At 74.8% G+C, this 26530-nt stretch carries 22 protein-coding genes; 11 read left to right on the top strand and 11 right to left on the bottom strand.

What is annotated here, in order from left to right:
* Positions 1-10: 10 nt before the first annotated feature.
* Genes ACWFQ8_RS06450 through ACWFQ8_RS06475 form a run of 6 tightly spaced genes read left to right on the top strand, consistent with a single transcriptional unit; the run spans position 11 to position 6371 of the window.
* Positions 11-1210: a phenylacetate--CoA ligase family protein gene (locus ACWFQ8_RS06450; RefSeq protein WP_453785056.1), complete on the top strand. Its 1200-nt coding sequence runs from the start codon at positions 11-13 to the stop codon at positions 1208-1210.
* Positions 1207-3036 carry a prenyltransferase/squalene oxidase repeat-containing protein gene (locus ACWFQ8_RS06455; RefSeq protein WP_453785057.1) on the top strand — a complete coding sequence of 610 codons (1830 nt, stop codon included), beginning with the start codon at positions 1207-1209 and terminating at the stop codon, positions 3034-3036. The genes ACWFQ8_RS06450 and ACWFQ8_RS06455 overlap by 4 nt, the downstream gene beginning before the upstream one ends.
* 50 nt (positions 3037-3086) lie before the next feature.
* Positions 3087-3518, top strand: a complete 432-nt coding sequence (locus ACWFQ8_RS06460; RefSeq protein ID WP_453785058.1) for a hypothetical protein — start codon at positions 3087-3089, stop codon at positions 3516-3518.
* Positions 3515-3805, top strand: a complete 291-nt coding sequence (locus ACWFQ8_RS06465) for an acyl carrier protein (protein ID WP_453785059.1) — start codon at positions 3515-3517, stop codon at positions 3803-3805. Before ACWFQ8_RS06460 ends, ACWFQ8_RS06465 begins: the two co-directional genes overlap by 4 nt.
* Complete coding sequence (locus tag ACWFQ8_RS06470) at positions 3802-4809, top strand: AMP-binding protein (RefSeq protein ID WP_453785060.1); 1008 nt, start codon at positions 3802-3804, stop codon at positions 4807-4809. The genes ACWFQ8_RS06465 and ACWFQ8_RS06470 overlap by 4 nt, the downstream gene beginning before the upstream one ends.
* On the top strand, positions 4806-6371 hold the full coding sequence (locus ACWFQ8_RS06475; protein ID WP_453785061.1) for an aromatic amino acid ammonia-lyase: 1566 nt from the start codon (positions 4806-4808) through the stop codon (positions 6369-6371). The genes ACWFQ8_RS06470 and ACWFQ8_RS06475 overlap by 4 nt, the downstream gene beginning before the upstream one ends.
* Here ACWFQ8_RS06475 and ACWFQ8_RS06480 read toward each other — a convergent pair.
* From ACWFQ8_RS06480 to ACWFQ8_RS06490, 3 genes are all read right to left on the bottom strand, one after another.
* Positions 6279-8897, bottom strand: a complete 2619-nt coding sequence (locus tag ACWFQ8_RS06480) for an AfsR/SARP family transcriptional regulator (protein WP_453785062.1) — start codon at positions 8895-8897, stop codon at positions 6279-6281. The genes ACWFQ8_RS06475 and ACWFQ8_RS06480 overlap by 93 nt on opposite strands.
* A 137-nt stretch (positions 8898-9034) precedes the next feature.
* Entirely contained in the window at positions 9035-12409 is a 3375-nt protein-coding gene (locus tag ACWFQ8_RS06485) for a S8 family serine peptidase (protein WP_453785063.1), read from the bottom strand.
* Between the two features lie 271 nt (positions 12410-12680).
* Positions 12681-13001, bottom strand: a complete 321-nt coding sequence (locus tag ACWFQ8_RS06490; protein ID WP_453785064.1) for a hypothetical protein — start codon at positions 12999-13001, stop codon at positions 12681-12683.
* Positions 13002-13136: 135 nt separating this feature from the next.
* On the opposite strand from ACWFQ8_RS06490, the gene ACWFQ8_RS06495 reads away from it, so the two are divergent.
* A complete protein-coding gene (locus tag ACWFQ8_RS06495; protein ID WP_453785065.1) occupies positions 13137-14204 on the top strand; it encodes a LuxR C-terminal-related transcriptional regulator in 1068 nt (355 codons plus the stop codon).
* A gap of 94 nt (positions 14205-14298) precedes the next feature.
* Here the strand turns inward: ACWFQ8_RS06495 and ACWFQ8_RS06500 are convergent, their stop codons facing one another.
* From ACWFQ8_RS06500 to ACWFQ8_RS06510, 3 genes are all read right to left on the bottom strand, one after another.
* On the bottom strand, positions 14299-14736 hold the full coding sequence (locus tag ACWFQ8_RS06500) for a universal stress protein (protein WP_453785066.1): 438 nt from the start codon (positions 14734-14736) through the stop codon (positions 14299-14301).
* A 9-nt stretch (positions 14737-14745) separates the two neighbouring features.
* Positions 14746-16290 carry an APC family permease gene (locus ACWFQ8_RS06505; protein WP_453785067.1) on the bottom strand — a complete coding sequence of 515 codons (1545 nt, stop codon included), beginning with the start codon at positions 16288-16290 and terminating at the stop codon, positions 14746-14748.
* A gap of 75 nt (positions 16291-16365) precedes the next feature.
* Positions 16366-16959: a histidine phosphatase family protein gene (locus ACWFQ8_RS06510; protein ID WP_453785068.1), complete on the bottom strand. Its 594-nt coding sequence runs from the start codon at positions 16957-16959 to the stop codon at positions 16366-16368.
* 68 nt (positions 16960-17027) lie between these two features.
* Between ACWFQ8_RS06510 and ACWFQ8_RS06515 the strand changes: the two genes are divergently transcribed.
* A complete protein-coding gene (locus tag ACWFQ8_RS06515; RefSeq protein ID WP_453785069.1) occupies positions 17028-17486 on the top strand; it encodes a DUF1275 family protein in 459 nt (152 codons plus the stop codon).
* 112 nt (positions 17487-17598) lie between these two features.
* Positions 17599-18171: an RNA polymerase sigma factor gene (locus ACWFQ8_RS06520; protein WP_453785070.1), complete on the top strand. Its 573-nt coding sequence runs from the start codon at positions 17599-17601 to the stop codon at positions 18169-18171.
* On the opposite strand, the gene ACWFQ8_RS06525 is transcribed toward ACWFQ8_RS06520, so the two are convergent.
* The 3 genes from ACWFQ8_RS06525 to ACWFQ8_RS06535 form a co-directional block, all read right to left on the bottom strand.
* Positions 18098-19129 (bottom strand): MerR family transcriptional regulator, encoded by a 1032-nt coding sequence (locus ACWFQ8_RS06525; protein ID WP_453785156.1) that lies wholly within the window; start codon positions 19127-19129, stop codon positions 18098-18100. The two genes, ACWFQ8_RS06520 and ACWFQ8_RS06525, sit on opposite strands and share 74 nt — an antisense overlap.
* 68 nt (positions 19130-19197) lie before the next feature.
* A complete protein-coding gene (locus ACWFQ8_RS06530) occupies positions 19198-20571 on the bottom strand; it encodes a cryptochrome/photolyase family protein (protein WP_453785071.1) in 1374 nt (457 codons plus the stop codon).
* A 15-nt stretch (positions 20572-20586) separates the two neighbouring features.
* Positions 20587-22230: an SDR family oxidoreductase gene (locus ACWFQ8_RS06535; RefSeq protein ID WP_453785072.1), complete on the bottom strand. Its 1644-nt coding sequence runs from the start codon at positions 22228-22230 to the stop codon at positions 20587-20589.
* Positions 22231-22421: 191 nt separating this feature from the next.
* Between ACWFQ8_RS06535 and ACWFQ8_RS06540 the strand changes: the two genes are divergently transcribed.
* The gene (locus tag ACWFQ8_RS06540) at positions 22422-22901 is read left to right on the top strand and encodes an Lrp/AsnC family transcriptional regulator (RefSeq protein ID WP_453785073.1); all 480 of its coding nucleotides are present in this window, start codon (positions 22422-22424) and stop codon (positions 22899-22901) included.
* A 44-nt stretch (positions 22902-22945) separates the two neighbouring features.
* On the top strand, positions 22946-23623 hold the full coding sequence (locus ACWFQ8_RS06545; RefSeq protein WP_453785074.1) for an HAD family hydrolase: 678 nt from the start codon (positions 22946-22948) through the stop codon (positions 23621-23623).
* A 38-nt stretch (positions 23624-23661) separates the two neighbouring features.
* Here ACWFQ8_RS06545 and mltG read toward each other — a convergent pair whose 3' ends face one another.
* Positions 23662-24543 (bottom strand): endolytic transglycosylase MltG, encoded by an 882-nt coding sequence (mltG, locus tag ACWFQ8_RS06550; RefSeq protein ID WP_453785075.1) that lies wholly within the window; start codon positions 24541-24543, stop codon positions 23662-23664.
* 63 nt (positions 24544-24606) lie between these two features.
* Positions 24607-26490 carry an ABC transporter ATP-binding protein gene (locus ACWFQ8_RS06555; protein ID WP_453785076.1) on the bottom strand — a complete coding sequence of 628 codons (1884 nt, stop codon included), beginning with the start codon at positions 26488-26490 and terminating at the stop codon, positions 24607-24609.
* Between the last annotated feature and the right edge of the window lie 40 nt (positions 26491-26530).

Here is a 26530-nt window from a genome sequence, read left to right on the forward strand (position 1 = left end):
ACTCGCCCGGGTGTGGGAGAGGGCCTCGGCCGCACCGGCCTACCGGACGCTCGGGCCCTTCTCCGCCGACGCGTTCGCCGCGCTGGCGCCCACGCCCCGCGAGGAGCTCAAGGCCCGGCCGCTCGACTTCGCGACCGTCGCGCCCGGCGAGGCCCTGCGGTACTACGAGACGACCGGCAGCACGGGCAGCCCCACGCCCACGCCGAGACTCGCCGAGGACGTCATCTGGAACACCGTCTCGGTCGCCGAGGCCTGGCGGTCCGTCCTGGACGAGGACGAGCGGATCCTCAGCCTCATGCCCTCGGACGTGGTCCCGGTCGGAGACCTGATCGCCCAGGTCAGCGACTATCTCGACCTCTCCCATGTGCGCGCCTACCCGTTCGCCGCCGGCATCACCGGCTGGGATCGGCTGGTGGAGCTGTGGCAGAGCTACCGTCCGACCACCGTCTTCCTGGCGCCCGGGGTGGCCCTGGAGTGGACCCGGCTGGTGGCCGGTCGCGGGCTGCTGCCCGAGCTCGGCGCCGGGCTGCGCCGGCTGATGCTGCTCGGCGAGGTCAACACCGCGCCCTTCCGCGCCCGGTTGGGGCAGTGGTGGGGCGCCGACGCCCATGACGCCAGCTACGGCAGCACCGAGACGGGCACGCTCGCCACCACCTGTGCGGCCGGCGGCCAGCACCTGCTCCCCGCCGCCACGTACTTCGAGCTGGACACGGGGGACGCGATCGTCCCCGTCCGCGGCGGCGGCTCCGGGCAGCTGGTGGTCACCCCGCTCAACGCCTACGCCCGGCCGCTGCTGCGGCTGCGCACGGGCGATCTGGTGACGCTCACGCACGGCTGCCCCTGCGGTCGGGCCACCGCGCTGATCACGGTGCACGGCCGGGCCTCCGACACGCTGCACGTGCACGGCGTCCCGCTGACCCCGCGCGACGTGGAGGAGGTGGTGTTCGGCGTGGCCGAGGCCACCGGGTACCTGATCGAGGTCGGGCCGACCGGCGACTTCGCCCAGTTGCTGCTGGAGCGGCTCTCCGGCGCGGACCGGATGGACGAGCCGGCGGTCGCCGAGGAGGTGCGGCGCGTCTCGAAGGAACGGCTCGGCCTCTCCTGGGACCGTGTCGCGTTCGTCAACTCCCTGTCGCAGAAGACCAAGAGCGGGGCCTCGCAGAAGAGCTGGAAACGCTCGAACGTCCGGGTGCTGGAGCGCAATCCGTGACCGGCCCGGCACGGTCGGCCCTCGGCGCGGTCACCGGCGAGCCCGACCTGTGGTGCACCTACGCGGCGACGAGGACCCTCGCCTGGCTGGACCGGGCCGACACGGCGGCCGCCCCGGCGGACACGGCGGGCTACCTCCTCTCCCGCCGCAACCAGGACGGCGGTTACGCGTGGAGCGCCGGCATGGCCTCCGACGCCTGGGCGACCTTCTACTGCACCCAGGCCCTGCGGGACCTCGGCCACCCGCTGCCCCGGCCCGAGCGGACGGCCCACTGGCTGGAGTCCACCTGGACCGGCGAGGCGTACGGCATGCAGCCGGGCCAGGGCGCCGAGGTGTGGGCCACGCACTTCACCGCCCGGACGGCCGCCTCCCTCGCCGCAGATTCCCTCGCCGCCGACGACGCCCCGGACGCCGATCCCGGCCGGAGCCGGCACCGGCGGCTGCTGCGCTGGCTCGGCGAGCTCCAGGGACCGGCCGGGGGGCTCGGGTGGACGCCGGCGGACGCCCGCCACGGCCGTGCGGACGTACGGGCCTGCTACTACGGGGTATTGGCCTGGGCCGCCGTTCCCGGCGCACCGCCGCCGTGGGACGTCGACCGGCTGGTCGCGTGGCTGCGCGCGCAGCAGGAGCCTTCCGGCGGCTTCCGCTTCTCCCCCGCCGCCGAGGTGCCCTGCATGTGGGCGACGTACCGCGCGACGGGAGCGCTGGCCGCGCTGGGGGCGGCGCCCGCGGAGCCGGAGCGCTGCGCGGAGTGGGTGCTACGGCTCCGCGGCGCGTCCGGAGCCTTCGTGCGCTGGGAGGACTACGCGGTGGAGGACGTGTGGGCGTCCTTCTGCGCGGTCGGCACCCTGCGCGCCCTGGGCGCCCCCACCGACGCGGTCGCCGGCGCCGTCACCCGGCGCGTCGCCGCGCTGGCCGTCCCCGGCGGCGGGTACACGTACCGTGAACCGGAGCTGGCCGCCGACGCGCTGACGACCGCCGCGCTCGCCCTGGACCCGGCGACCGGCGGGGAACGGCGCGCGGAACTGGTGCGCTGGATGGAGACCTGCCGGCTGCCCAACGAGGGCGGGGTGATGTACATGCCCGGGCGGGGCGCAGAGGTGCGCAGCACGCTGTGGGCCGTGGCGGCGGGCGTGTTCGCCGGGGACCCGGCGGCCCGCACGGGAATCGCCGACTGGCTCACCGGACTGCAGAACGACGACGGGGGCTTCGGCTACTGGAGCGGGCGCGGCTCCGACCTGGTCTCCACGGCCTCCGCCGTGGAGACGCTGCGGCTGCTCGGCACACCGGTCTCCCGTGCGCTGGACGTCCGGGCGCTGGTCCGCTTCACCGCGTCCTGCGCGCGCCCGGGCGGGCGTTTCGGCCATGTGCCCGGCGCCCCCGCGAGCCTGCGCTCGACGCTGCAGGCACACCGCGTCCTGGCCGCCGCCGGGGCGCCCGTGCCGGTCGCGGAGACGGCCTCGGCGCTGGAGTCGCACCGGGTGCGCGGCGGCGGGTTCGCGAACGAGGGCAACCGGCTGCCGGACCTGCTGTCCACGTACGAGGCACTGGTGGCCCTCGGGCGCGCCAACCTGCCCGTGGACACCGGGCACCTGGGGTCGTTCCTCAAGGCCGTCGACCGGCCGGACGGTACGGCCTGGTCCCCGCTGGCGCCCACCGGCGGGGGTCCGCTCGCCGCGCTCCTCGGCACGCTGCTGCGGCAGGCTGCCGACGCCGCGTCCGGGTCGGGTCCCGGCGCCACCGCCGGTGCCGGTGCCGCTGCCGCTGCCGCTGCCGGAAGCCGTTCCCGGACCGGGGCCGAACTGCCCGCCCTGACGCTCTCCTGACCCCGCGCAGCCCCCGCCCCTGCCCCGACCCGCCTCCCCCTGGGACCACGATGCCTACGATCACCATCGCGACCGCGGACCTGTCCGCCCCCCGGCGCCGGGCGGTCGCCCTGAGCATCACCCGCTGGCTGACCGGCCGCGGCGTCCACCGGGCCCACGTCGTCGTCCGCTTCGACACGGCCGACGAGGAACGGATCTTCGCGGGCGGCTGGCCGGTCGCCGCGCTGGCGCGCCCCGCCGAGGGGGAGGGCCTGCACCACGCCTCGGTGCTCTGCTGCGTCTCCCCCGACCGGGACGAGGAGTTCCGCTCCCAACTGGCCGCGCACATCGCCGAGGCCCTCGGGGTGACGGTCCACAGCCCCTTCTTCTACCTGGAGTTCCGCCCCACGTCACCCGCCGACGTCTACATCGCGGCGGCGGGTCCACTTCACCGGTCCGACTCACCGGTCGGCCCGGACGTCAGCGAAGGACAGCCACGATGACGACACCCCTCGACTCCGTGCACACCCGGCTCCGCGTGCTCCTGGCGTCCCGGCTGGGGCCGGAGTTCGCCTCGGTCCCGGACGACACCGACCTGCGGGCGGCGCTCGGAGACGGGTACGACAGCCTCACCGTGATGGAGTGCATCAGCGCCGTGGAGGGCGAGTTCGGCATCGAGGTGGACCTGGTGGGCGACGACGTACGGCACTGGTTCGCCACCGTCGGGCGCATGTCCCGTTTCGTCGCCGACCGGCTGGAGGACGCCGGGGTCCTGGGGACCGGCCGGTGACGCGGGCGGCCGCGCCCCCACCCGGGGACACCGCCTTCGACACCTCCGGCACCACCGCCGCGCCCGTCACCTGGCTGCGCACCGCCGCCCAGCTGACGGCCGAGGCCGAACTGCTGGTCACGGCCCTCGGCCGGGTGGACCGGGTCGTGTGCTTCGCCCCGCCGCGCCATCTGTACGGCCGGATCTTCGGGGTCGAGATACCCCGGCTGCTGGGCGTACCGGCACTGCTCTGCTGGGACCGGCCGCTGGATCCGCCCGAGTTCGAGGCGGGGGCCCGGACCCTGCTGGCCTGTCTGCCGTCGACCTGGCAGCTGCTGCGCCGCCTTCCGGTGCCCGCCGCCCCCCGCGAGGTGATCGCCGTGCACAGCACGGCCCGGGCCACCGGCGCCACCTTCGAGGTGACGCAACGGCTGGCGGGCACCGGCTTCCGCGCGCTGGAGGTGCTCGGCTCGACCGAGACCGGCGCCGTCGCCACCCGGAACGTCGATCCCGTGGCCCGGGACGAGGAGTCGTGGCGGCTGCTGCCCGACGTCGGGTGGCGGGACACCGGCCCCGGGATCCGCCCGCTGACCGTCAGCGGGCCCCGGCTGGCGCGCCGGCCGGGCCGGCCCGCGCCCCGCGAGTTGACGATGCCCGACCTCGTGGTCGCCGAGGGCGCGCGGACCTTCCGCAGGATCGGCCGCGCTTCGGGGATCGTGAAGGTCAACGGGGTGCGCTGCGACCTGGGCCGGGTCGAGCAGCTCGTACGGGAGGCGCTGCCCGGCACGGACGCCGCCTGCGTGCCGGTGGCCGACGAGATCCGCGGTGAGCACTACGGGCTGTACTACGCGAGCGACGGCGATCTGGAACCGGCCCAGGTGCGGTCCCGCCTGACCGGGGCGCTCGGCTCCTGCCCGGGGCCCCGTACGGTGATCCGCGTCCGGCGCATCCCGCGAGCCGGTGACCGCGTCCTGACGGGGGAACTGCCCGGCCTCGCCGTGGCCGAGCCGCGGGGGGCGCGATGACGGGCGCCGTGGCGGGCGCGCTGACGGGCGCGCCGACGGAACCGGGCCCGGGTACGGACACGGGTACGGACACGAGTACGGGTACGGGCTCTGCCGGACCGGGGCGCGACGGCGTCGAGGCCCTGCTCGCGCACAGCGCCTGGACCGCGCGGATCGAGCAGACCCCGGCCGGCCGGGAGCGGATGGCGGCCAGCCGCGAGGTCTTCGAGCGGGCCCGGGAGTCCCGGGACGTGTACGGCGCCACCCGTGGCTTCGGCCCGCTCGTCGACTACGCCGCCGACAGCGATCCCGGAGCCCAGGGACTGGGACTGGTCCGGCACCTCGCGGCCGGCCAGGGCGAGCCGCTGACCCCGGCGGTGACCCGCACCATGGTGTGGCTGCGGCTGCACGGGATGACCGCGGGCCATTCCGCCGTGGACCCCGAGCTGTGGCAGTCGCTCGCCGACCAGTGGAACGCGGGCTTCACCCCCGTGGTGCCGCGCGACGGCAGCCTGAGCGCCAGCGGGGACCTCGTACCGCTCGCCCATGCCGCGCTGGCCGCCACCGGGGCGGCGGAGGGCCAGTGGGCCTGGGCGGATCCGCGCCGTCCGCGGGCCGGCCACGAGCATCCCGCCGAGGTGTTGCGCCGACTCGGTCTCCCGGGCGTCGTGTGGGACGCGCGCGGCGCGCTCGCCTTCGTCAACGGTTCCGGAGCCTGTCTGGCCCAGGCGTTGCACAACCACCGGGAGCTGGCCGCCGCGGTCCGGCTGGCGGCCGCGGCGACCGGCCGGCTGGCCGCGCTGCTGGGCGCCGACCCGGATCCGTACCACGACGGGCTGAGCCGGGTGCGCAACCAGCCGGGACAGCGGCGGGCGGCGGCCCTGATCCGGGCCGAGTTGCCGACCGAGCACGTACGGGGGCCCGAGCGGCCGTTGCAGGAGCGGTACGCGCTGCGCTGCGCCCCGCAGGTGCTGGGCGCGGTGCTGGACCAGCTGCGGTTCCAGGAGGAGGTGCTGCTGGCGGAAGCGGCGGGTTGTACGGACAACCCGGTGACCGTCGACGGCGCGATCCGGCACGGCGGCAACTTCCACGCCGCGCCGGTCGCCCTGGCCTCGGAGTCGCACGCGACCTGCGCCCACCAGGTCGCGCTGCTGCTGGAGCGCCAGCTCGCCCTGCTGCTCGATCCCCGGGCCAACGGCGGTCTGCCGCCCCTGCTGGCGTCCGTCCCGGGCCGGGACAGCGGACTCGCCGGGGTGCAGATCGCCGCGTCCTCGCACCTGTCCCGCATCCGCCAGCTCGGCTACCCGGCGTCGATGACGACGATCCCCACGAATCTGGAGAACCAGGACCACGTGCCGCTCGCCCTCAACAGCGCCACAGCGGTCGCCGACATCCTCGACCGGCTGCGCTGGATCACGGGCGGGCTGCTCCTGGCCCTGACCCAGGCGGGGCATCTCACGGGGGCCCGCCCGAGCGGCCTGTGGGCGCGGCTAGCCGAGGCCGCTCCGCCCCTCCAGCGCGACCGCCCGCTGGCGGCCGAGGTCGCGGCCCTGGCCGAGCTCGCGCTGGCGGGCCGGGCGTAGCGCGGCGCGGGTCAGCTCGTCGTGGCGGAGCAGGAGTTGGACCAGGGCCCGGGTGCGCTCGACGGGCAGTGCGGCGGCGGGCCGGTACGCGGCGGCCGTCAGGTTGGGCCGCTCCACCGCCAGCCACCGGGCGGCGGCCCGCGCGTGCGGGAAGAGCGGCTCGGCGCCGTCGAGGGCCAGCAGGGTCCGGGGCGGGCGCAACATCCGCACCGCCGATCGGGCGTGTACGAGGTAGTGGTCGGCGAGCCGGCCGACGGCGGCCCGGCGGGCCGGCTCGGCGTCCTCGCGGCCCGCGGCCCGCAGGGCGTACCGGCGCAGCAGCGGGTGCAGCCGGAACCGGTTGCTGGCGTGCTGCTCCAGCAGGTTGCGGTCCAGCAGGCTCTCCAGCACGGGCCGCAGCCGCGAGGGCGGGGCGGCCGTCAGCGCCGTGATGGCCGCCGCGTCGGCGTCCGGCCCGGGCAGCAGCCCCAGGCAGCGGAAGACGCGCCGCTCGGCATCGGTGAGGGAGCGGTACGAGGCGTGGAAGGCCTGGCTCACGCTGCGGCTGCCCAGGCGCAGTTCGTCGAGGGCGTGGTCGCCGCGCAGCCGGCCGACGAGCTCCTCGGCGGGCCAGGTGGGCCGCTCGCGGAGCCGGACGGCGGCGAGCCGGACGGCCAGCGGCAGGTTCCCGCACAGCCGCGCCACCTCGGCGGCGGCCCGGCCGCGGCGTTCGGGTGACTCGGGGCCCGCCGTGCCGGCCGTCCCGGTGATCCCGGTGATCCCGGTGAAGAGCGCCGACGCCTCCGCGGCGGAGAGCACGCCCAGGGGCAGCTGGTGGGCTCCGTCCACCTCGGCGAGGGGGCCCCGGCTGGTGATGACGACCAGACTGGCCGAGTCGCCCGGCAGGAGCGGGCGGATGTGCGCGGCGTCGGCGGCGTTGTCCAGGACGACGATCATCCGGCGGCGGGCCAGCGTGGCGCGCCAGCGGGCGGCCGACAGGGCGGTGCCGGCGCCGTCCCCGGTGGGGTGTTCGCAGGGCTCGCCGGCCATGCGCAGCAGCAGGTCGAGTGCCTCGTGGGCGGGCAGCGGGTCGCGTTCGGCGCTGTGCCCGTGCAGGTCGACGAAGAGTTGCCCGTCCGGGTAGGCGGCGCTCGCGCGGTGCGCGACGCGGGTGGCCAGGGCGGTCTTGCCGACGCCGGCCATGCCGGTGACGGCGAGGATCGCGGCGCCGGATCCGGCGGCCCGGACGAGCGCGGCGGCCCGGTCGAGTTCGGCGGTGCGGCCCGTGAAGTCGACGAGGTCCCTCGGAAGCATCCGGGGCCCGATGTTCTCGGCGCCCGTCCGCGAATCCGCCTCCGCCCGGCCTGAGGGTTCGGCGAAGCAGGCCTGCGCCAGCCGTCGCCCCGGCAGCGGCGCGCCCGCAGCCGCGGCCCCCGACGTCGCGCGCCCCGCGCCGGCGGCCACGGCTCCCCCGTCCGCCGGGAGGCCGGGCGCGGGCACCGGGCGCGCGGGGCTCCCGTCGTCGCGTGCGGCCCGTACGGACCCTTGGTCCGCCGGGACTCCGGGCGCGCGGGCGCCGCCGGCCGCTACCGGAGGCGCCGGGACCCCCTGCGCCGACGACGGCGGGGCGGTCGTCGGGCGGGGGACGGAGCCGGCGGGCCGCGGGACGCGGGGGTCCGCCGGACCCGGGTGCTCCGGGGTGCGGGCCGCCCCGGGGCCGGGGGGAGGCGCGGTACCTCCGGCGGGCACCGGGAGGCGGTGCTCCGCCCGCCACGCGGGCAACGGCTCGGGCGGGCAGGCGTCGATCTGGCGCCGGGCGTCGCGCAGTCCGGGTCCCGGATCCACGCCGAGCTCCTCGCGCAGCAGCCGGCGGGCCTGCTCGTAGCTGGCGGCGGCGCCCATCCGGTGGCCGGCGCGGACCTGGCAGCGCACCAACTGCTCCCACAGACGCTCCCGCAGGGGGTGCTCCCGGGTCAGCCGCAGCAGTTCGGGGAGCAGGCGGTCACCGCGGCCGAGGGCCAGTTCGAGCTCGACGAGGTGTTCCAGGGTGCTCAGGCGCTCCTCCACGATGACCGGTTCGAAGGCGCGGCGCAGCGTGTCGGAGCCGATGTCGGCGAGCGGCTCGCCCCGGAACAGGCCGAGTGCCTCGCGCAGTTGTCCGGCGCGGGCCTCGTCGGGCAGCGCCTGCGCGGAGGCCACGAGCAGCCGGAAGCGGTGCAGGTCCACCGCCGCGGGTTCGATGTCGAGGAGGTAGCCCTCCCCGGAGCAGACGAGGTCGCAGCCGGGGAGCACCCGGCGCAGCTGGGAGGCGTAGACCTGGATGGCGCCGGCGGCCGATCGAGGCGGCTCGCCGTCCCAGACCGCCTCCACCAGGCGGTCCTTGGGGACCTGCCGGCGCGGTTCCAGCAGTAGCGCGGCGAGCATCCTGCGGGGCTTGCGGGAGGGTGCCTTCCAGCGGACGCCGCCGAGCCGGACGTCGAGATCGCCCAGGAGCCGGAAGTCCACCGCGGCCGCCGGGCGGTGTGCGCCCGGCCGGGTTGGTGCCATGGGAGGTACTCCTTCATCGCCTACGGCCGGTGCGTGCCCCCGGGATGGGGGAGCACGCACCGGCCGGTCGCCGTCATCGGTGGGGGCCGCGGGTGTGCGTGTCCCCCGGGGGCCCGGCACGGTCCGCCGGGCACCCGCTAACCGCGCGGGCGTGCCTTCACGGTCACCACGTCGGCCCGCTGTCCGCTGGCGTTGTGGTGGAGCACGGTGAGCAGTTCGCCCGCCGGGCCGGCCTGCGGGGAGCGGTGGACCGCCAGGGCGCCGTGCGTACGGCCCAGGAAGGTCACCGAGGGTTCGCCCTTGCCCTGGACCCAGTAGCGGGGGGCCAGCGGGTCGAAGGAGACCGGCGCGTCGAGCTGGTCGACGACCGCGCTGCCGGGGGCCCGGTAGAAGCCCCCGACCGAGACGGTGTAGCTGATCGGGTGCGTGGCCGCGACCGGGTCGATGCCGAGCGCGCCGAGCTTCACCGGGAGGACCACGACGTTGGTGTCGAAGGTGTCCGTGTCGGTGTCGCCGTAGTGGCCGTTGGCGGGCCGGGTGTCGACGGAGGCGAAGCCCCCGGCGGGCAGCGGCCGGCGCAGGTCGACGGTGTTGACGAGCAGGACGTCGCTGCGCGGGGCCTTGACGAGGTACGACTCGAAGTCGGCCGTCCCGTCCCCCGTGGTGTCGATCCGTACGTACGGCACGGTGTTGCTGCCGATGTTGGCCCAGTTCCCCCAGGTGACGACGGAGAAGGCGGCGAGGGCGTCCTGGGACCTGCCCTGGGCCCGGGCGGCCGGGGCCGTGGACGCGGCGCCGACGTAGCGCAGGTCGCCACCTCGCGCGGTGTCGTTGACGACGCAGCGGCCGCCGGGCTTCGCGGCGCAGTCCGGCAGTCGCGGCGACCGGGCGCCCAGTTCGAAGACGCTGATCAGCGAGCGGTAGGCGGAGGCGCCCTCGCCCTGGTCGAGGCCCCGGCCGCCGAGCTCCAGCACGGCGCGCCCGGCGCCGTGCCGGAAGGTCAGCGAGTCGGGTACCCGCAGGTCGGACACGGGCTTGGGCGAGGCGGCGACGGGCACCCGCAGGGCCTGGGTCGCGCCGTGCCGGGGGGTCAGGACGAGCCGGCCGGAGGCGTCGGCGACGAACTGGCGGGCGAGCCCGCCCTGGACGGCTTCCATCGTCGGGTCCATGGCCTTGCGCAGGGCCCGGACGTCGTCGATGCGCAGGGTGACGGTGACCTCGGCGGACCCGTGCGGGGGTACCCGTACGGTGCTGGGCGAGACGGTGAACCGTACGCCCGGCATGGCGGCGATCGCTTCGTAGGCGGCGCCGAACAGCTGCGGCTTGCCGCTCTTGTTGACCACCTTGACCGTCTTGGTGCGGGTCAGCCGCCGGTCGGCCTCGACGACGCCGAAGGAGGCGCTGACGGCGCCCGGGTCGTCGCTGACGTAGGCGAGGGCGTTGGTGTCGAGCGCCGCGAGGGCGTCGATCCGTCCGGCGCCGACCCGCTGCGGCGTGAAGATCTTCCCGTCCCCGGGGGTGAGGTCGTGCCCGGCGGTGTTCATCGCCGCGGCCTTGGCCTCCTCGTACGTCCAGTCGGGGCGGGCCTGGCGGATGAGGGCCATGATGCCGGTGGCGTGCGGCGCGGACATCGAGGTGCCGGAGTAGACGGCGCGGTCGGTGCCGCTGCCGCTGAAGGCGGCCGCGATGGTGTCGCCGGGGGCCGAGATGTCGGGCTTGACGACCGGTCCCCGTACCCCTCGGGAGGTGAAGATCGACGCGGTGTCGGTGAGGCTCTCGTCGTACGTCGGGACGCTCGCCCGGTCGGAGCCGACCAGCCGCAGCTTCAGGGTCCGGGCCTCCAGGGCGGGACGCAGGGCCTTGGTGGAGGTGTCCGTGAACTGGAACATCGGCATGGTCGCGGTGCCGGTGAGCCGGGAGGTGAAGTGGTCCTGCTCCGCGCTGAGCACGACGGCGGTCGCGCCGGCCCGTTCGGCGTTGTTGGCGCGGGTCGCGGAGCCGCACTCAAGGCCCTCGATGCTGCGCTGGATGTTCATCTCCAGCCAGACGATCCGGCCCGCGACGGCGGCGGCGTCCGCGGCCGCATAGGGCTTGCAGCCGAAGGCGTTGTCGGCGGCGAGCGGCACGACCTCCCGGCTGGCGTCGAGGCCGTCCATGCCCGCGTAGGCGAGGCTGAACTGGCCGGTGCGCACGCCGCTGAGGGCGCCGGGCTGCTCGATCCGGGCACCGTCGCGCAGGAAGTACGAGTCGCGGGTGCTGCCGACGGTCAGGGCCTCGGGGGCCAGGCTGCCCGGCGAGCCCGCGACGTCGTAGAGGTCGCCGCCGTTGCCGGCGGAGAACACGGCGAGGACGTCGTGCTGGGCGAGCTTGCGGACGAACAGCGACAGCGGGTCGTCCACGGTGTTGTAGTTGCTGCTCAGCGCCAGGCTGACGATGTCGAGCTTGTCGGAGAAGTCTCCGTCGCCGTCGGGGTCGAGCGCGTAGTCGAGGGCCTTCGAGGTGAGCATCGAAGTCAGGCCGTTGCAGCCGAAGACCTTGAGCGAGTACAGCGAGGCCTCGGGGGCCATGCCGGGGCCGACGCGCATCCCGGAGACGGTCTCGGGGGTGAGCCCGGAGTAGTCGCCGGTGAAGGTCGTGCCGTCGGCGTTGACGCCCTGCGAGGCGATGATGCTCGCGCCGTGCGTGCCGTGGTGTCCGCAGGACAGCGGGTTGGGGTCGGGGACCGGGACGGTCGAGCCGAGCTTCCCGGAGGCGTCGTAGTTGTCGCCGACGAAGTCGGTGCCGCCGACGACCTTGCGGGTCGGGAAGGTCGCGGGGTCGGCCGCGGCAGGGTCGACGGCCTTGTACGCGGCCTTGGTGCCGGGGCCGCCGAACGCGGCGTGCGTGTAGTCGATGCCGTCGTCCACGATGCCGACGCGGACGCCCTTGCCGGTCTTGCCGGTCTGCCGCCACGCGTTCAGGGCGCCGGTGAGCTGCACGGAGTTGGTGCTGCTCTTCTCGTGGGTGGCGACGGGTCGGATCGACACCACGTCCGGCCGTGCGGCGAGGGCGCGGACCTGGTCGAGGTCCGCCTCGACGACGAGGCCGGGTACCGCGTTGGAGGTGACCGCGAGGACCTTGGCACCGGAGTCCGCGGCACGCAGGGTGTCCGCGACGGAGCCGGCGAGTTCACCGACGGCCCGGCCCGCGTCCTTGCCGGCCCGTACGGCGGCGTCCTTGCCCGCTCCCGCGGCCGTGCCGGCCGTGAAGGCCTCGACGGCGGAGCGGCCCGCCAGCTGTACGAAGACGGTGGCCCGGCCCTCCTGGTCGGCCAGGCGGGGGGACAGCTTCTCGGCGAGCCCGTCGGGGGGCGGTGCCGGAGCGGTGAGGGCGGGGGCCAGCCGGCCGTCCGCACCGTCCTCGGCGCTGGCCGGGGTGGTGGCGGCCGTGCTGGCTACGGCGGCCATCGCCGCGGCGACGACCAGCGCCGATATCTGTCTGGAGCGCGTTGCGTTCTCAGGGCGTTGCGGCAAGCCAATCAGCCTCATCTGTCATCGTTCCTTGTCGCACCAGGAGTGCCCGCGCCGGCCCGAGCGGGGCGGCGGCGTACCGGGTCTCGGTCGGTCAGGCGCCCCATGTGAGGTCGGAGAACGGCGCTCTTCCTGCGGGTCTCTTGGACCGGGAAGGGTTCCGACGCATGGCGAGATTCCTCTCACGAGGGGTGGGTCGGGAATTGCCCTCATGGTGCTCACCCGGCGCGGGCGAGGGAAGCGATTGCGGTTGCCGCATCCGGCCCTGGCCCAATCAGGCCATCGCCGTACCTCCTTCGGCGCGGGGACCGGCGGGCAGTGCCAGGACGACCTCGCACCGCGCGAGTTTCGATCCGTGCAGGCCGGGACTGTCGCGCAGGGCCCCGTGGCAGAGTTCGGCGACGCGACGCTCGGCCTCCTCGACGGAGCCGGCGAGGATGAAGACGCCGAGCACCGGACCCGCGGGGCCGTCCGGGTGCGCGGCGACGTGCTGAATGTCCCGGTCCTTCAGGACGCGGGCGCTCACCAGGCTCATTGCCTCCCGGGGAAGCTTCCCGCCCGCGAGCGGCGCCAACTGCGCATGAACGAGGTACATGTCGGATCCTGGCGGTAGAGGCGGATGTGAGGCCCCGCTGACAGGGTGCGGCGCTTTGGCCGAAGGTGCCGTTCCACGGGGGGTATGCGTGCTGCACAATCGCTTCCCGGTCCATCATCAGGAACAGGGAAGCCGATGCTGAAGGCACTGGGGCTGGATACCGTCTCCGAGCGGGTATACCTGGCCATGTTGATCAACCCCGATGAGAACGTGTCTCAGCTCGCGGCCCGTCTGGGTCTGACGTCCGGTGCGATGGGGTTGGCCCTCGACAGGCTCAGCGAGCTCTCCTTGATATATCCCACCGCCCGTGAGTCGGAAATCCCCCGGGTCCTCGGTCCGGAGACGGCCATGGGAATCCTGCTGGCACGTCAGGAAGCCGCACTCGCCGCCCAGCAGGAACGCACGGAGTCAGCGCGCGCCGCCGCGGCACGCCTGATCGCCGAATACGCCTCCGCACATCCTCACGGCACGGGCGACACCGTGGAGCGTCTCCACGGAATCGACACCATCCGTCACCGACTGGCCCAACTCGGGGACACTGCCGAGCGGTCGGTCATGACCTTCGCCCCCGGTGGCGGGCACAGCGACGAGGACTTGCGGGCGAGCCGAGATCCCAACCAGGCCATGCTCGCACGCGGGGTGCAGTTACGGACCGTCTACCTGGACAGCGTCCGAAAGCATGCGCCGACCCTGTGGCACCTGGAGTGGCTCAACCGCAGCGGTGCGCGGGTGCGCACCGTGCCGTCGCTGCCGCTGCGGATGATCATCGTCGACCGGGCCACGGCCGTGCTGCCGATCGACACCCGCGACGCCCGGGCAGCCGCGCTGGTGCTGCGCGGCGACAGCCTGCTCGTCGCCCTGTGCGCGCTGTTCGAGCAGACCTGGGCCCTTGCCCAGCCCTTGGGGGAAGTGCAACAAGCGGCCCAGGGAACCGAATTGACGCGCCGGGAGCGCGAGGTCCTGAGACTGCTGGCGCAGGGGCACACGGACGAGGCCGTCGCCAAGCGCCTCGGCATCTCCTCGCGCAGCGCGCGGCGCATCGTCGCGATCCTCCTGCGCCGGCTCGACGCGCGGAGCCGGTTCGAGGCCGGCATCCTCTCGGTGAGGGCCGGTTGGCTCCCCGACGACTCGGAAACGCCCCTGCCGGCCGGGGACGGGACTGGCGCGGAATCGCCGCCCGCGGCGCCCACGGGCGTTTCCTGACGGGCACCGCGGCCCCGTCCACCGGCACCCGGCACCCGTCCACCGGCGCCCGGCCGCCGGCCCGGCCGCGGCGATCGCGACACCCGTAGGGCCGTCAGCCGGCGTCCGCGCCCTGGCCGTGCTCGGTCGGTACGCACAGGACGGGGACCGGCGAGAGGTGCAGGAGCTTGTGCGGGGTGGAACCCAGCAGGGCACCTCTGATCGGGCTGTCGCCCCAGGTCCCGACGATGATGACCCGGGCCCGATGCCGCTCGGCGGCGGCCAGCAGGGCGGGAGCCGGCTTCTCGTCCACCACCTCGACCGTCGAGGGCACGCCCGCCTCGTCGGCCGCCTCGACGGCGTGTGCGAGCGCACGGTGGCCCGCCTGCAGGACGGCCTGCCGGTGGGCCCGGTACTCCTCGCCGGTGGGGCCGGGGGCGGCCGCTCCGTAGACGAGCACCAAGGGCTCGCCGAAGGCGGTCGCCACCTCCAGCGCCACCCGCAGGGCGCGTTCCGCGCCGGGTGACTCGTCGTATCCCAGGACGACGGACATCTCGCCTCCTCAGGAGTTCTCGGCGTGGACGAGGTCGGGGTCGGCCACGCCGCGCCGCTCGCGCCAGAACCGGCCGTCCCGCAGCCGCCAGAAGCACATGACGAGTACGCCGACGACGGCGATCGCGATCCCGATGACCAGGGGCGGGCCGAGGCCGAACCAGGAGACGCCGCCGGCCGAGTTCGCCGGGTCGGACATGTCGCCGATCGACTCGACGAGCAGCCAGATCAGCAGCCCGGCGCCGACCACCGGGCCGAGTCCGATGAGCAGGAAGTTGTGCGCGTTCTCCAGCAGGTGGCGGCGGTAGTAGAGGGCGCAGGCCAGGCCGGTGAGCGCGTAGTAGAAGGCGATGAGCAGGGACAGCGCGGTCAGCGAGTCCAGGAGCGCGTTCTCGCTGATCTGGTTGACGACGAGGTACCAGCCGATCGCGATGCCGGCCACCCACCAGGTGCTGACGTCGGGGGTCCGGAACCTCGGGTGGATGTGCGCGAGCGCGGGCGGCAGCGCGTGCCGGCGGGCCATGGACAGCGCGGTGCGCGAGGCGGGGATGATCGTGGTCTGGGTGGAGGCGAGCGCCGAGGTGCAGACCGCGAGGAGCACCACCCAGTCCCAGCCGCCCATGACCTCCTTGGCCAGTACGGCGAAGACGGCCTCCTCCTCGCCGGCGTTCTCGGCCAGGAACTGCGTGCCCGCGTAGCCGACGACGGCGAATCCCACGGACAGGTAGGTCACCAGGAGCACCACCGTGGACCAGATGCCGGCCCGGCCGGGCGCGGTGGCGGAGTTCTCGACCTCTTCGGTCAGATTGACCGCCGATTCCCAGCCCCAGTAGATGAACACGCCGAGCAGCAGCCCGCCCGTCAGCGCGGCGCCGCCCGCGCCGAAGGGGTTGAGCCAGCTCAGGGAGGGCTCGATCGAGTCGAGGCTGCTGGTCCCGGCGTAGACGCGGTACAGCGCGACGACCGCGAAGGCCAGCAGGAAGAAGACCTGGGCGAGGATGAGGACGTCCTGGAGGTGGGCCGACAGCTCGGTGCCCAGGACGCAGACGGCGGTCATGGCGAGGATCACCACGACGGTGAGGGTCTGTCGGGTGACGGGGTTGGCGGCCCAGCTGTCGAGTCCGGCGGCGAGCAGCCCGAAGTGCACGGCGACGTCCGCCAGCGAGCCGATGACCAGCACGCCGGTCATCGCGATGGCCCAGCCGCCGAGCCAGCCCGCCCAGGGGCCCATGGCCCGGGTGACCCACGAGAAGGTGGTCCCGCAGTCCTGGTCGACCTTGTTGAGGTAGTAGAAGGCGGCGGCGATCAGCAGCATCGGTACGAAGGAGGCCAGCATCACGCCCGGCGCGTAGATCCCGACCAGGGCCACGATCGGACCGAGGACGGCGGCCAGGGAGTAGGCGGGCGAGGTGGAGTTCAGGCCGATGACGAGCGCGTCGAGGAAGCCGATCGCGTTGGGCTTGAGTCCCGCGTCGGGACCCCCGGTTCCCGTTCCCGCTCCCGTTGCGGCTCCGGAGCCGGCTCCGGCGCCACCGCCCGTATCGTCGTCGGCCATGTACGAATCGTCACGCAACCGGCGCCGACGCGCGAGGCGGCGGCGTCCGGGCGGTGGCGCACGGGCGGCCGGTGCTCAGGGGTGGGTGTTCCAGCCCGCGATCACCGGCAGGTCGTGTTCGGTGGAGAGCACGCTGACCGTACCGGTGCGCAGCAGGAAGAGCCGGCCGTCCTCGGGTGCCAGGCCCAGGTAGCGGGCGGTCAGGACGCGCAGGAAGTGGCTGTGGGCGACGATCACCGCGTCGCCCCCGTCGGCGCGGAGCACCGGGGCGACCCGGGCCAGTGCCCGGTCCGCACGTGCGCCCACCTCGGCCGCGCTCTCGCCGGGGTGCGCCGTGTCCCCGACGGGCACCCCGTGGGTCCACAGGGACCAGTCGGGCGTGGTGCGCCGGATCTCCGCGGTGGTGACGCCCTCGTATCCGCCGTAGTCCCATTCCTGGAGGTCGGGGTCCGTGGTCCCGTCGGGGAGCCCGGCGAGCCGGGCCGTGGCGACGGCCCGGCGCAGCGGGCTGATCAGCACCAGGGCCGGCCTCAGGTCGCGGAAGTAGGGGGCCAGCGAGATGGCCTCTTCCACACCGCGCGCGGTCAGTGGAACGTCGGTGCGGCCGGTGTGCCTCCCGTTCGCGCTCCACGCCGTCTCGCCGTGCCTCACCAGCAGCAGGTCGCTCATCCTCGGACCCTAGCCCTCCGGCATGTCGGTGCCGGAGGACCCGGGCGGGCGTGTCACCCTCGGGCCTCATGAACTGGGGTAACCGCACGGGGCGGCTGTCGCCGACCGGGCTGATGCTCGTCCTGACCTGGGTCACCGGACTGGTCGAAGCGGTGAGCCTGCTCGCCCTCGGGCCGGTGTTCACCGCCATGCGGACCGGCAACGTGCTCGCGGTGGCGAAGGGCCTGCGCACGGTGACGAGCATGCGGGTGAACGTGCCCGGGGTGTCGACCACGCTGATCACCCGGTCCATGACGGCGCTGCTGGGCGGCTCCGTCCTGGGGCAGGACAGCTCCTTCGGGTACGGCACGGGGGCCTGGGTGCGCCGGGCGGGGGCGGTGCCGGCGATGTTCGCCGGCGGGCTGATCGGGGCGCTGCTGGTAAGGGCCGGCTGGTCGGTGGGCGCACTGCTGCTGCCCGCCGCGGCGGTGGTGCTGGGGGTGGCCGTGCTGTACCGGGCGGTGCCCCCGGTGCCCGGCCGCGGATAGGTCCGACCGGGGGCGCGGCCGGACAGCGGCCGGGCCCCCGGGGAGGGCTGTGGAATTCGATGCGCAAACGCTGCAACTTGGGATGGCGGCCCGCGCTGGCGAAGCTCGGGCCATGGACGACGAGGAACGCATCGCGGCCGGTTTCGCGGCGGGCGACGAGGACTGCGTGGCAGCGGTCCACCGGCGCTGGCAGCCGCTGGTCCACTCCCTCGCCCGCCGCTCGCTCGGCGACGAGCGGGAGGCCGAGGACGTCACCCAACAGGTCTTCCTGGCGGCCTGGCGCGGCCGCCGGAGCTACCGTCCGGGGCCGGGCGGTCTCGGGGCCTGGCTCACGGGCATCACCCGGCACAAGGTGGCCGACGCGCTGGAGGCCCGGACCCGGCGGGCCCGGGCGGTGGCCGCCGCGACCCGGGCCTGCCACGACCTCGTCCCGGCGCCCGGGGCGTGGATCCGTACGGAGTCCGAGCCGGAGCGCGCCGTGGACCGGGTCCTGGTCCTGGGCGAGTTGGCCCGGTTGCCGTCGGCGCAGCGGCGGGTGCTGTGCCTGGCCTTCTACGGGGATCTGACCCAGTCCCAGATCGCGGCCCGCACCGGGCTGCCGCTGGGCACCGTCAAGAGCCATATGCGGCGGGCCCTCCAGGGCCTGCGCCGGTCGCTGGAGACGGCGCTGCCTGCCCCGCGATGACGTCGAGGGCCGAGCGCAGCCCGAACAGTCGTTCGGTGCGCGGCACCGGCGCGCCGCCGCCCCAGCCGGGTCCCGCGACCAGTACCGCCGAGTGCCCGCGGGCCCCGCGCAGCCCCCACTCGATGCCGGCCACCGAGCGGGCCAGGGCCCGGTCCCCGGTGGTACGGGACTGCGCCCACAGCACGACGGCCCGGGGACCGGTCCGGCGCACCGCGTCGTGCAGGGCCTCGGCGGGCAGGGCGGCGCCGAACATCCGTACCGGCAGGCCCCGTTCGCCGAGGGCGGCGGCCAGTGCCTCGATCGGCAGGCTGTGCAGCTCCCCGGGCGCGCACGCGAGGAGCACGGGCGGGACCGGGGACCGCGCCGTCTCCGGGGCGGGCCGGATCCGGCGCAGGGCCGAGGAGACGTACCAGGACAGCAGGTGCTCCACCTCGACGTAACGCTCCCCCGCCGAGGCCCATTTGCGGCCCACCGCGTGCAGGGTCGGCATGATGACCTCCTCCCACGCGGTGACCGGCCCGAGCTCCGCGAGGGTGGCCTCCAGCAGGTCCTCCACGGCCGGCGCGTCCAGTCGTACGGCCGCCCGGGCGAGCCCCCTGCACTCCGGGCGGACGTCCCCGAGCGGAAGGGAGCGCGGCCCGCCCGGGGCCGGGGCGGCGCGGCGGTCGGCGTCGTCGGTGGCGGCAGGGGCGTCGGAGGCCGCGCGGGGGTCGGCGCTCTGCGTGTCGCGCGCCGCCCGGGCCGCTTCGGCCGGGGGCACGCCCCGCGCGGTGAGCCGGCACATCAGCTCCAGCCGGGCGACGTCCGGCGGGGTCCAGCGGCGGTGGCGCCCGTCCTCGCGGCGGGCCGGCCCGATCCCGTAGCGGCGCTCCCAGGAGCGCAGGGTGGTCGGCGAGACCCCCAGGTGCCGGGCGACGGCTCCGGTGCTGAGGGCGGCGGCGGGGAGGTCCTGGGGCATCGGAGCCGGCGGAACGGGCTGCACCCGTGCACGATACGACGGGCCGCGCGGGTGCGGGGGCGCGGCGCTCACTCGCTCCCCCGGCCCCGCCGGAAGCGCTCCAGGCCCTCGCCGAGCTCCACCACCGGCTCGGGGTAGTCGTACCGGGCGCGCTCCAGTGCCGGCAGCCGCCACGGTTCGTGCACGCGCGGGGCGGGCAGGCCCGCCAGCTCCGGCACCCAGCGGTGCACGTAGCGGCCCTCGGGGTCGTAGCGCAGGCCCTGGCGGACCGGGTTGAGGACCCGGTTGGGGCGGGTGTCGGTGCCGGTGCCGGCCACCCACTGCCAGTTGAGCTGGTTGTTGGCGAGGTCGCCGTCGACGAGGAGGTCCAGGAAGTGGCGGGCCCCGGTCCGCCAGTCGACGTACAGCGTCTTGGTGAGGAAGCTCGCGGCGATCAGCCGGCCACGGTTGTGCGTCCAGCCCTCGTGCCGGAGCTGGCGCATGGCGGCGTCGACCACGGGATAGCCCGTGCGTCCCGCCTTCCAGGCCTCGGTGTCCGCCTCGGCGGACGGGCCGGTGCGCCAGCGGTCCTGCCGGGCGCGGTAGTCGCGGGCGGCGCTCTCCGGGCGGGCCGCGAGGACCTGGTAGTGGAACTCGCGCCAGCACAGCTGCCGGACGAAGGCCTCGGCGCCGGGCCCGCCGGCCGCCCGGGCCCGGTGGACGGCCTCGGTGGCCGAGAGGGTGCCGAAGTGCAGGTGCGGGGAGAGCCGGGAGGTGGCGTCGCCCGCCAGGTCGTCATGGGTGTCCTCGTAGCGGGTGACCCCCGAGCGCAGCCAGGTCGCCAGGAGGCGGCGGCCCTCGGTCTCGCCGCCCCGGGCGAGGCCCGGTGAGGTGCCGGTGACCGCGGCCCGTGCGGGCAGCGGTTCGGAGCCGACTCCGTCGGGGACGCGGACGGCGCGGGGGGCGGGGGCCGGTGTGCGCAGACGCAGTTCGGCCCAGCGCCGGGAGTAGGGGGTGAAGACGGCGAAGTGGTCGGAGCCGGCCGGCAGCACGGCCCCCGGGGCGACCGCGGTGATCACCGTGTCGTGTACGTACAGCCGCCGGCCCTCGGCTTCGAGGGCGGTGCGCAGGTGCTCCTCGCGGGCGTGGGCGTAGCCGCTGACGCCGGCGGCCATGTGGACCTCGTCCGCGTCGGCCTCCCGGACGAGGGCGCAGACCTCGGCGACCACGTCGCCGGAGCGGATCACGAGGCGGCCGCCGCGCTCGCGCAGTCCGGCGTCGAGGTCGGCGAGGCAGTCGGCGAGGAAGGCGAGCCGGTTGGGCGGGGCGAAACCGGCGGCCGCGACGGCGCGGTCGCGGACGAACAGGGGCACCACCTGGTCGCTGGAGGAGAGGGCCGCGCGCAGCGGCGGGTGGTCGTGCAGGCGCAGGTCGGAGGTGTACAGGACGACCGCGACGTTCATGGCTCTCGCTCCGCGTCAGGGCTGTGGGGGACGGTTGTCGTCGGGTACTTCGGCCGGTGCGGGGCGGTCGGATGCGGCGCCGTCCGGGGGGTCGAGGCGCTCGGCGGCGCGGGCGATGTTGCGGGCCATGCCGCCGAAGACCACGGCGTGGAAGGGGGACACGCTCCACCAGTAGAGGTGCCCGAGCAGCCCGTGCGGGTGGAACAGCGCCCGCTGCCGGTACCCCGCCGCCGGCCTCCCGGCGGGGGCGGTCGCGGCCCCGGGACCCGCACCGGCGGGGGCCTTCCGGGAGCCGCCCGCAGGGGCGACCGTCGCGGGAGCGGTGGGGGGTCCCGGAGGTTCCACCCGCATCTCCAGCCAGGCCAGCCCCGGCAGCCGCATCTCGGCGCGCAGGCGCAGCAGGCGGCCCGGCTCGATCTCCTCCACGCGCCAGAAGTCGAGGGAGTCGCCCACCCGCAGCCGGGCGGCGTCGCGCCGGCCCCGGCGGATGCCGACCCCGCCGACGAGCCGGTCCAGCCACCCCCGTACGGACCAGGCCAGCGGGAAGGAGTACCAGCCGTTCTCCCCGCCGATGCCCTCCACCACCCGCCACAGTGCCTCCGGCGAGGCCTCGACGCGCCGCTCCCGCCGGTCGGTGTACAGGCTCCCGCCGGCCCAGTCGGGGTCGGTGGGCAGCGGGTCGCCGGGAGCCCCCGGGACCGAGGCCGAGGACCAGCGGGTGGTCACGTTGGCCTCCCGGACCCGCTGGAGGGCCAGGGAGAGGGCACGGTCGAAGCCGACGGGGGCGCCGGGCGGGTCGGGGACGTACCGCGCGATGTCGTGCTCCGCGCACACCACCTCGTGGCGCAGGGATTCGGCGAGCGGCCGGGCCAGCGCCCTCGGTACCGGGGTGACGAGTCCGATCCAGTGGCTGGACAGGCGCGGGGTGAGCATCGGGACGCGCAGGATGAGCCGTTTCGGCAGCTCCGCCACCGCGGCGTAGCGGCGCATCATCTCCTCGTACGTGACCACGTCCGGACCGCCGATGTCGAAGGCCCGGTCGACCTCGGGCGGCATGCCCGCGCTGCCGACGAGGTAGCGCAGGACGTCGCGGACGGCGATCGGCTGGCAGCGGGTGCCGACCCAGCTGGGCGTGACCATGACGGGCAGCCGCTCGGTGAGGTAGCGCAGCATCTCGAAGGAGGCGGAGCCGGAGCCGATGATGACGGCGGCCCGCAGGACGGTGGCCGGGACGGGCCCGGCGAGCAGGATCTCGCCGACCTCGGCGCGCGAGCGCAGGTGCGGGGAGAGGTCCTGGACGGGGATGCCGGCCGGGGTGAGTCCGCCGAGGTAGACGACGCGCCGGACACCGGCCGCGGCGGCCCGTTCGGCGAAGATCCGGGCGGCGGCGCGGTCGCGGTCCTCGAAGCCGGAGCCGCCTCCGAGGGCGTGCACGAGGTAGTACGCGACGTCGATGCCGCGCAGGGCCCCGGCCACGGATTCCGCGTCGGTGGCATCGCCCTTGACGATGTCGACGCGGTCGGCCCAGGGGTGGTCGCGCAGCTTCTCCGGGGAGCGGGCCAGGCAGCGGACGCGGTGCCCGGCGCCGAGGAGCTCGGGCACCAGTCGGCCGCCGATGTAGCCGGTGGCCCCGGTGACCAGGCAGTACAGGTCCTTCATGGCTGTCTCCGCTCCGCATAATGCTCCCGATCGCGTCCTCGCAGAGGATTCCCCCGGCCCCGTATGAACGGATGCGCGCCCCCGGCGGGGTGCCCCGTTCGGCGGATCCGAGGCGTCGCCCGGCCGCTGCACCGGAGGCACGGAGGAAGGCGCGGATCCGGCGGAACGGGGGCCATTGGTACAGTCGCGCCATGGCGGTGGACGAGCTCGACACCCGGATCCTGCGCCTGCTGATCGAGCAGCCGCGCACCAGCGTGCGCGAGTACGCCCGGCTCCTCGGGGTCGCGCGCGGCACCCTGCAGGCACGGCTGGACCGGCTGGAACGCACCGGGGTGATCACCGGCACCGGTCCCGTGCTGTCCCCGGCCGCGCTGGGGCATCCGGTCCTGGCCTTCGTGCACATCGAGGTCACCCAAGGGCACCTGGACGACGTGGGGGACGCGCTGGCCGCCGTGCCCGAGATCATCGAGGCCTTCTCGATCACCGGCGGCGGCGACCTGCTGACCAGGGTGGCGGCCCGGGACAACGCGCACCTGGAGGACGTGATCCAGCGGCTGATCCGGCTCCCCGGCGTGGTCCGCACCCGTACCGAGGTCGCCCTGCGCGAGCGGGTCCCGCACCGGCTGCTGCCACTGGTGGAGTCCGTGGGACGGGCCGTACGCACAACCTGACACGATGGTGCGGGCAGGATGCGACGGCAGGACGGGCAGAGCGGATGACATCCGTCATATTCGATCTCGACGGCACCCTCGTGGACAGTGAGCCGAACTACTACGAGTCCGGCCGCCGCACCCTGGAGCGGCACGGGGTCCCCGACTTCAGCTGGGAGCAGCACTCCCGCTTCATCGGCATCGGCACGCGGGAGACCCTGGAGATCCTCAAGGAGCGGTACGGGATCCCGGCGCCGGTGGAACAGCTGCTCGCCGAGCAGAACGCCGCCTACCTGGAACTGGCCCGAACCGGGACCGAGGCCTACCCGCGGATGCGCGCCTTCGTGGAACGGCTGCACGCCGAGGGCGTGCCGATGGCGGTGGCCTCGGGCTCGTCCCGCGAGGCGATCCACGCGGTACTGGCGGGCACCGGTCTGGACGCCCTGCTGACCACGGTGGTCTCGGCCGAGGAGGTCGCACGCGGCAAGCCGGCCCCGGACGTCTTCCTGGAGGCCGCCCGACGGCTCGGCGCCGAGCCGGCCGAGTGCGTGGTCGTCGAGGACGCCGTGCCGGGCGCGCTGGCCGCGCGGGCCGCCGGAATGCGCTGCGTGGCGGTCCCCTACGTGGCGGACACCGCGCACGACCCGGCCTTCACCTCCTCGGGCCTGCTCTTCCCGGGCGGGCAGCGCGAGTTCGACGCCGACGCGGCGTACGACTGGCTACGGGCGCGCGCCGCGCCCTGAACCTCCGGAGCGACGCCCGGCGCCGGGTGCGCCGCACCTCATCTCCCGGGGGCGGGCCCCTGACCGGCACGGGCGCGGGCGTCGGCACGGGCGCCGGCAGTGGCGCGGACCTCGTTGAACTCCGCGACGTGCTTCTTGTGCTCCTCGTACGTCGCGGAGAAGCGGGTGTCCCCGGGCTTCACGGTGACGAAGAACAACCAGTCGCCCGGCGTCGGCGCGACCGCCGCCGCCATGGCCTCCAACCCCGGGCTGTCGATCGGCGTGGGCGGCAGTCCCTGGCGCCGGTAGGTGTTGAAGGGGCTGTCGATCCGGGTCTCGCTCAGCTTGGTGTCCAGCGTGGAGCGGTTCAGCGCGTAGTTGATGGTGGAGTCCGTCTGGAGCGGCATCGACTTCGCCAGCCGGTTGTGCACCACCCGGGCGATCTTGCCCATGTCGGCGCGGGTGTCGGCCTCCGCCTCGATGATGCTGGCGAGTGTGGCCGTCTGGTACGGGGTCATCCCGTGGGCCCTGCCGCCGTCCGCGACGGCCCGGGTGGCGAGCTTCTCGTTCGCCGTGCGCACCATGTGCGCGAGGAGCGTGGCCGGGGTCGACTGCGGGGTCACGGGGTACGTCGCCGGGAAGAGGTACCCCTCCGGGTTGCCCTTCGCCTCGTCGGGCAGGGCCAGACCCGCGGTGGCGACCGCCGCCTTCGTGGTCCCGGCCGGGAGTGCGAGCTCCCTGTCGAGCGCCGCGTACACCTGCGGTGCCCGCCAGCCTTCGGGGATCAGCAGCAAGCGCGGCTTCTCGGTGGCTTCTCCGCCCCGCAGCAGCGGGATCAGGACCCCCGCCCCGATCGCGAGCAGCGTGCCGAGGAAGAGCGCGAGGCGACCCCGGCGCGTCAGCCGGGAGCGGGTCTGTGGCGGCGGATGCTCATGACGCATGCGGGAAAGCTAACCGCCCGAAACCGACATGCGGAACATCCGGCAGGCGTGCCGGTCATACGATCACACTTTCACCGGAGCCAGCCGGCCGCTCCGCCCGGTCGGGTCGGGGTTCTGGACGACCTCCGGCGGCAGTGCGGCGTCACGGTCCCGGCGGACCAGGGCCGCGTACCGGCCGTCGGCCGCCAGCAGCTCCTCGTGGGTGCCGCGCTCGGCTATGCGGCCCGCGTCCAGGACCACGATCTGGTCCGCGTCGCGGACGGTGGAGAGCCGGTGCGCGATGGTGATCGTGGTGCGGCCCTCGGTGAGGTTGTCGATGGCCTGCTGGACGGCGTGCTCGGTGCGGGTGTCCAGGGCGCTGGTGGCCTCGTCCAAAATCAGCACCGGCGGGTCCCGCAGGATCGTGCGCGCGATGGCCAGCCGCTGCTTCTCCCCGCCGGAGAAGCGGTACCCCCGCTCGCCGACCAGGGTGTCGTACCCGTCGGGCAGGGCGGCGATGTGCTCGTGGATCTGCGCCGCGCGCGCCGCCTCGACCATCTCCTCGTCGGTGGCGTCCGGCTTGGCGAAGCGCAGGTTGTCGGCGACCGAGGCGTGGAAGAGGTAGGTCTCCTGCGAAACCACGCCTATGGAGCGGGCCAGCGAGTCGAAGTCCAGGTCGCGCACGTCCACCCCGTCGAGGGTGACCCGCCCGCCCGTCACGTCGTAGAGCCGGGGCACGAGGTAGCTGAGGGTGCTCTTCCCGGAGCCGGTCGGTCCGACCACGGCCAGGGAACCGCCCGCCGGGACCGTGATGTCTATCCCGGTCAGGGTCGGACCGCTCGTGGCGTCGTAGGTGAAGTCCACGCCCTCCAGCCGGACCTCGCCCGCGGCCCGCTCCAGTCGCACCGCGCCCTCGCGCTCGGTGATGTCCACCGGGAGGTCGAGGTACTCGAAGATCCGCGCGAACAGGGCGAGCGAGGTCTGTATCTGCACACCCGTCGACAGCAGGCTCACGGCGGGCCGGAACAGGCCCTGCTGGAGCGTCACGAAGGCGACGAGGGTACCGACGGACAACGAGGGGGCTCCGGACTGCAGGGCGATGCCGGCGGCCCAGTAGATCAGCGCGGGCATGGCGGCCATGACGATGCCGATCGTGGACATGCGCCAGCGCCCGGCCATGCTGGAGCGGACCTCCAGATCGACCAGCTTCTCCGACTCCGCGGCGAAGGAGGAGGTGAGCGAGTCCGACCGGCCCATGGTGCGGCCCAGGAGGATGCCGCTCACCGAGAGCGACTCGGTGACGGTGGCCGCCATGGCGGCCATCTGCTTCTGCCGCTGCGTGGTGATCCGCTTGCGCTCACGGCCGACCCGGCGGCTGATCCACACGAACACGGGGAGCAGGAGCAGCGAGACGACGGTCAACCGCCAGTCCAGCGCGAGCATGGCGACGACGGAGGCGATGACGGCCGTCAGGTTGGAGACGAGCGAGGTGGCCGTGGAGGTGACGGTCGCCTGCATGCCGCCGATGTCATTGGCGATGCGCGACTGGACCTCGCCGGTGCGGGTCCGGGTGAAGAACGCCAGCGGCATCCGCTGGAGCTGGGTGTAGACCGCCGTGCGCAGGTCGTGCATGACGCGCTGGCCGACCGTGGTGGAGATCAGCGTCTGGAGCACACCGAAGACGCTGGTGACGACGGCGGTCAGGATCATGCCGAGGGCGAGCAGGCTGAGCAGCCCGGTGCGGCCCTGGGGTATCGCGACGTCGAGTATCTCCTTGAGCAGGAACGGCGAGGCGACACCGACCAGAGAGGAGGCCGCCACCAGCAGGCCGACGACGGCGAGCCGCCCCCGATACGGCCGGAAGAGGGCCACGATGCGGTGCAGTTCGCGCGGTTGGTCCGCCGGAGCGGGGCGGCTGGGATCAAGCGCTTCTTTCGATGGGATCCACTTCGGTTCCTCGGGGCGCATGGGCCTCCTTCTGACGAGACTTGCATGAGCATAGCTCATT

Source organism: Streptomyces sp. NPDC055254 (assembly GCF_053606025.1).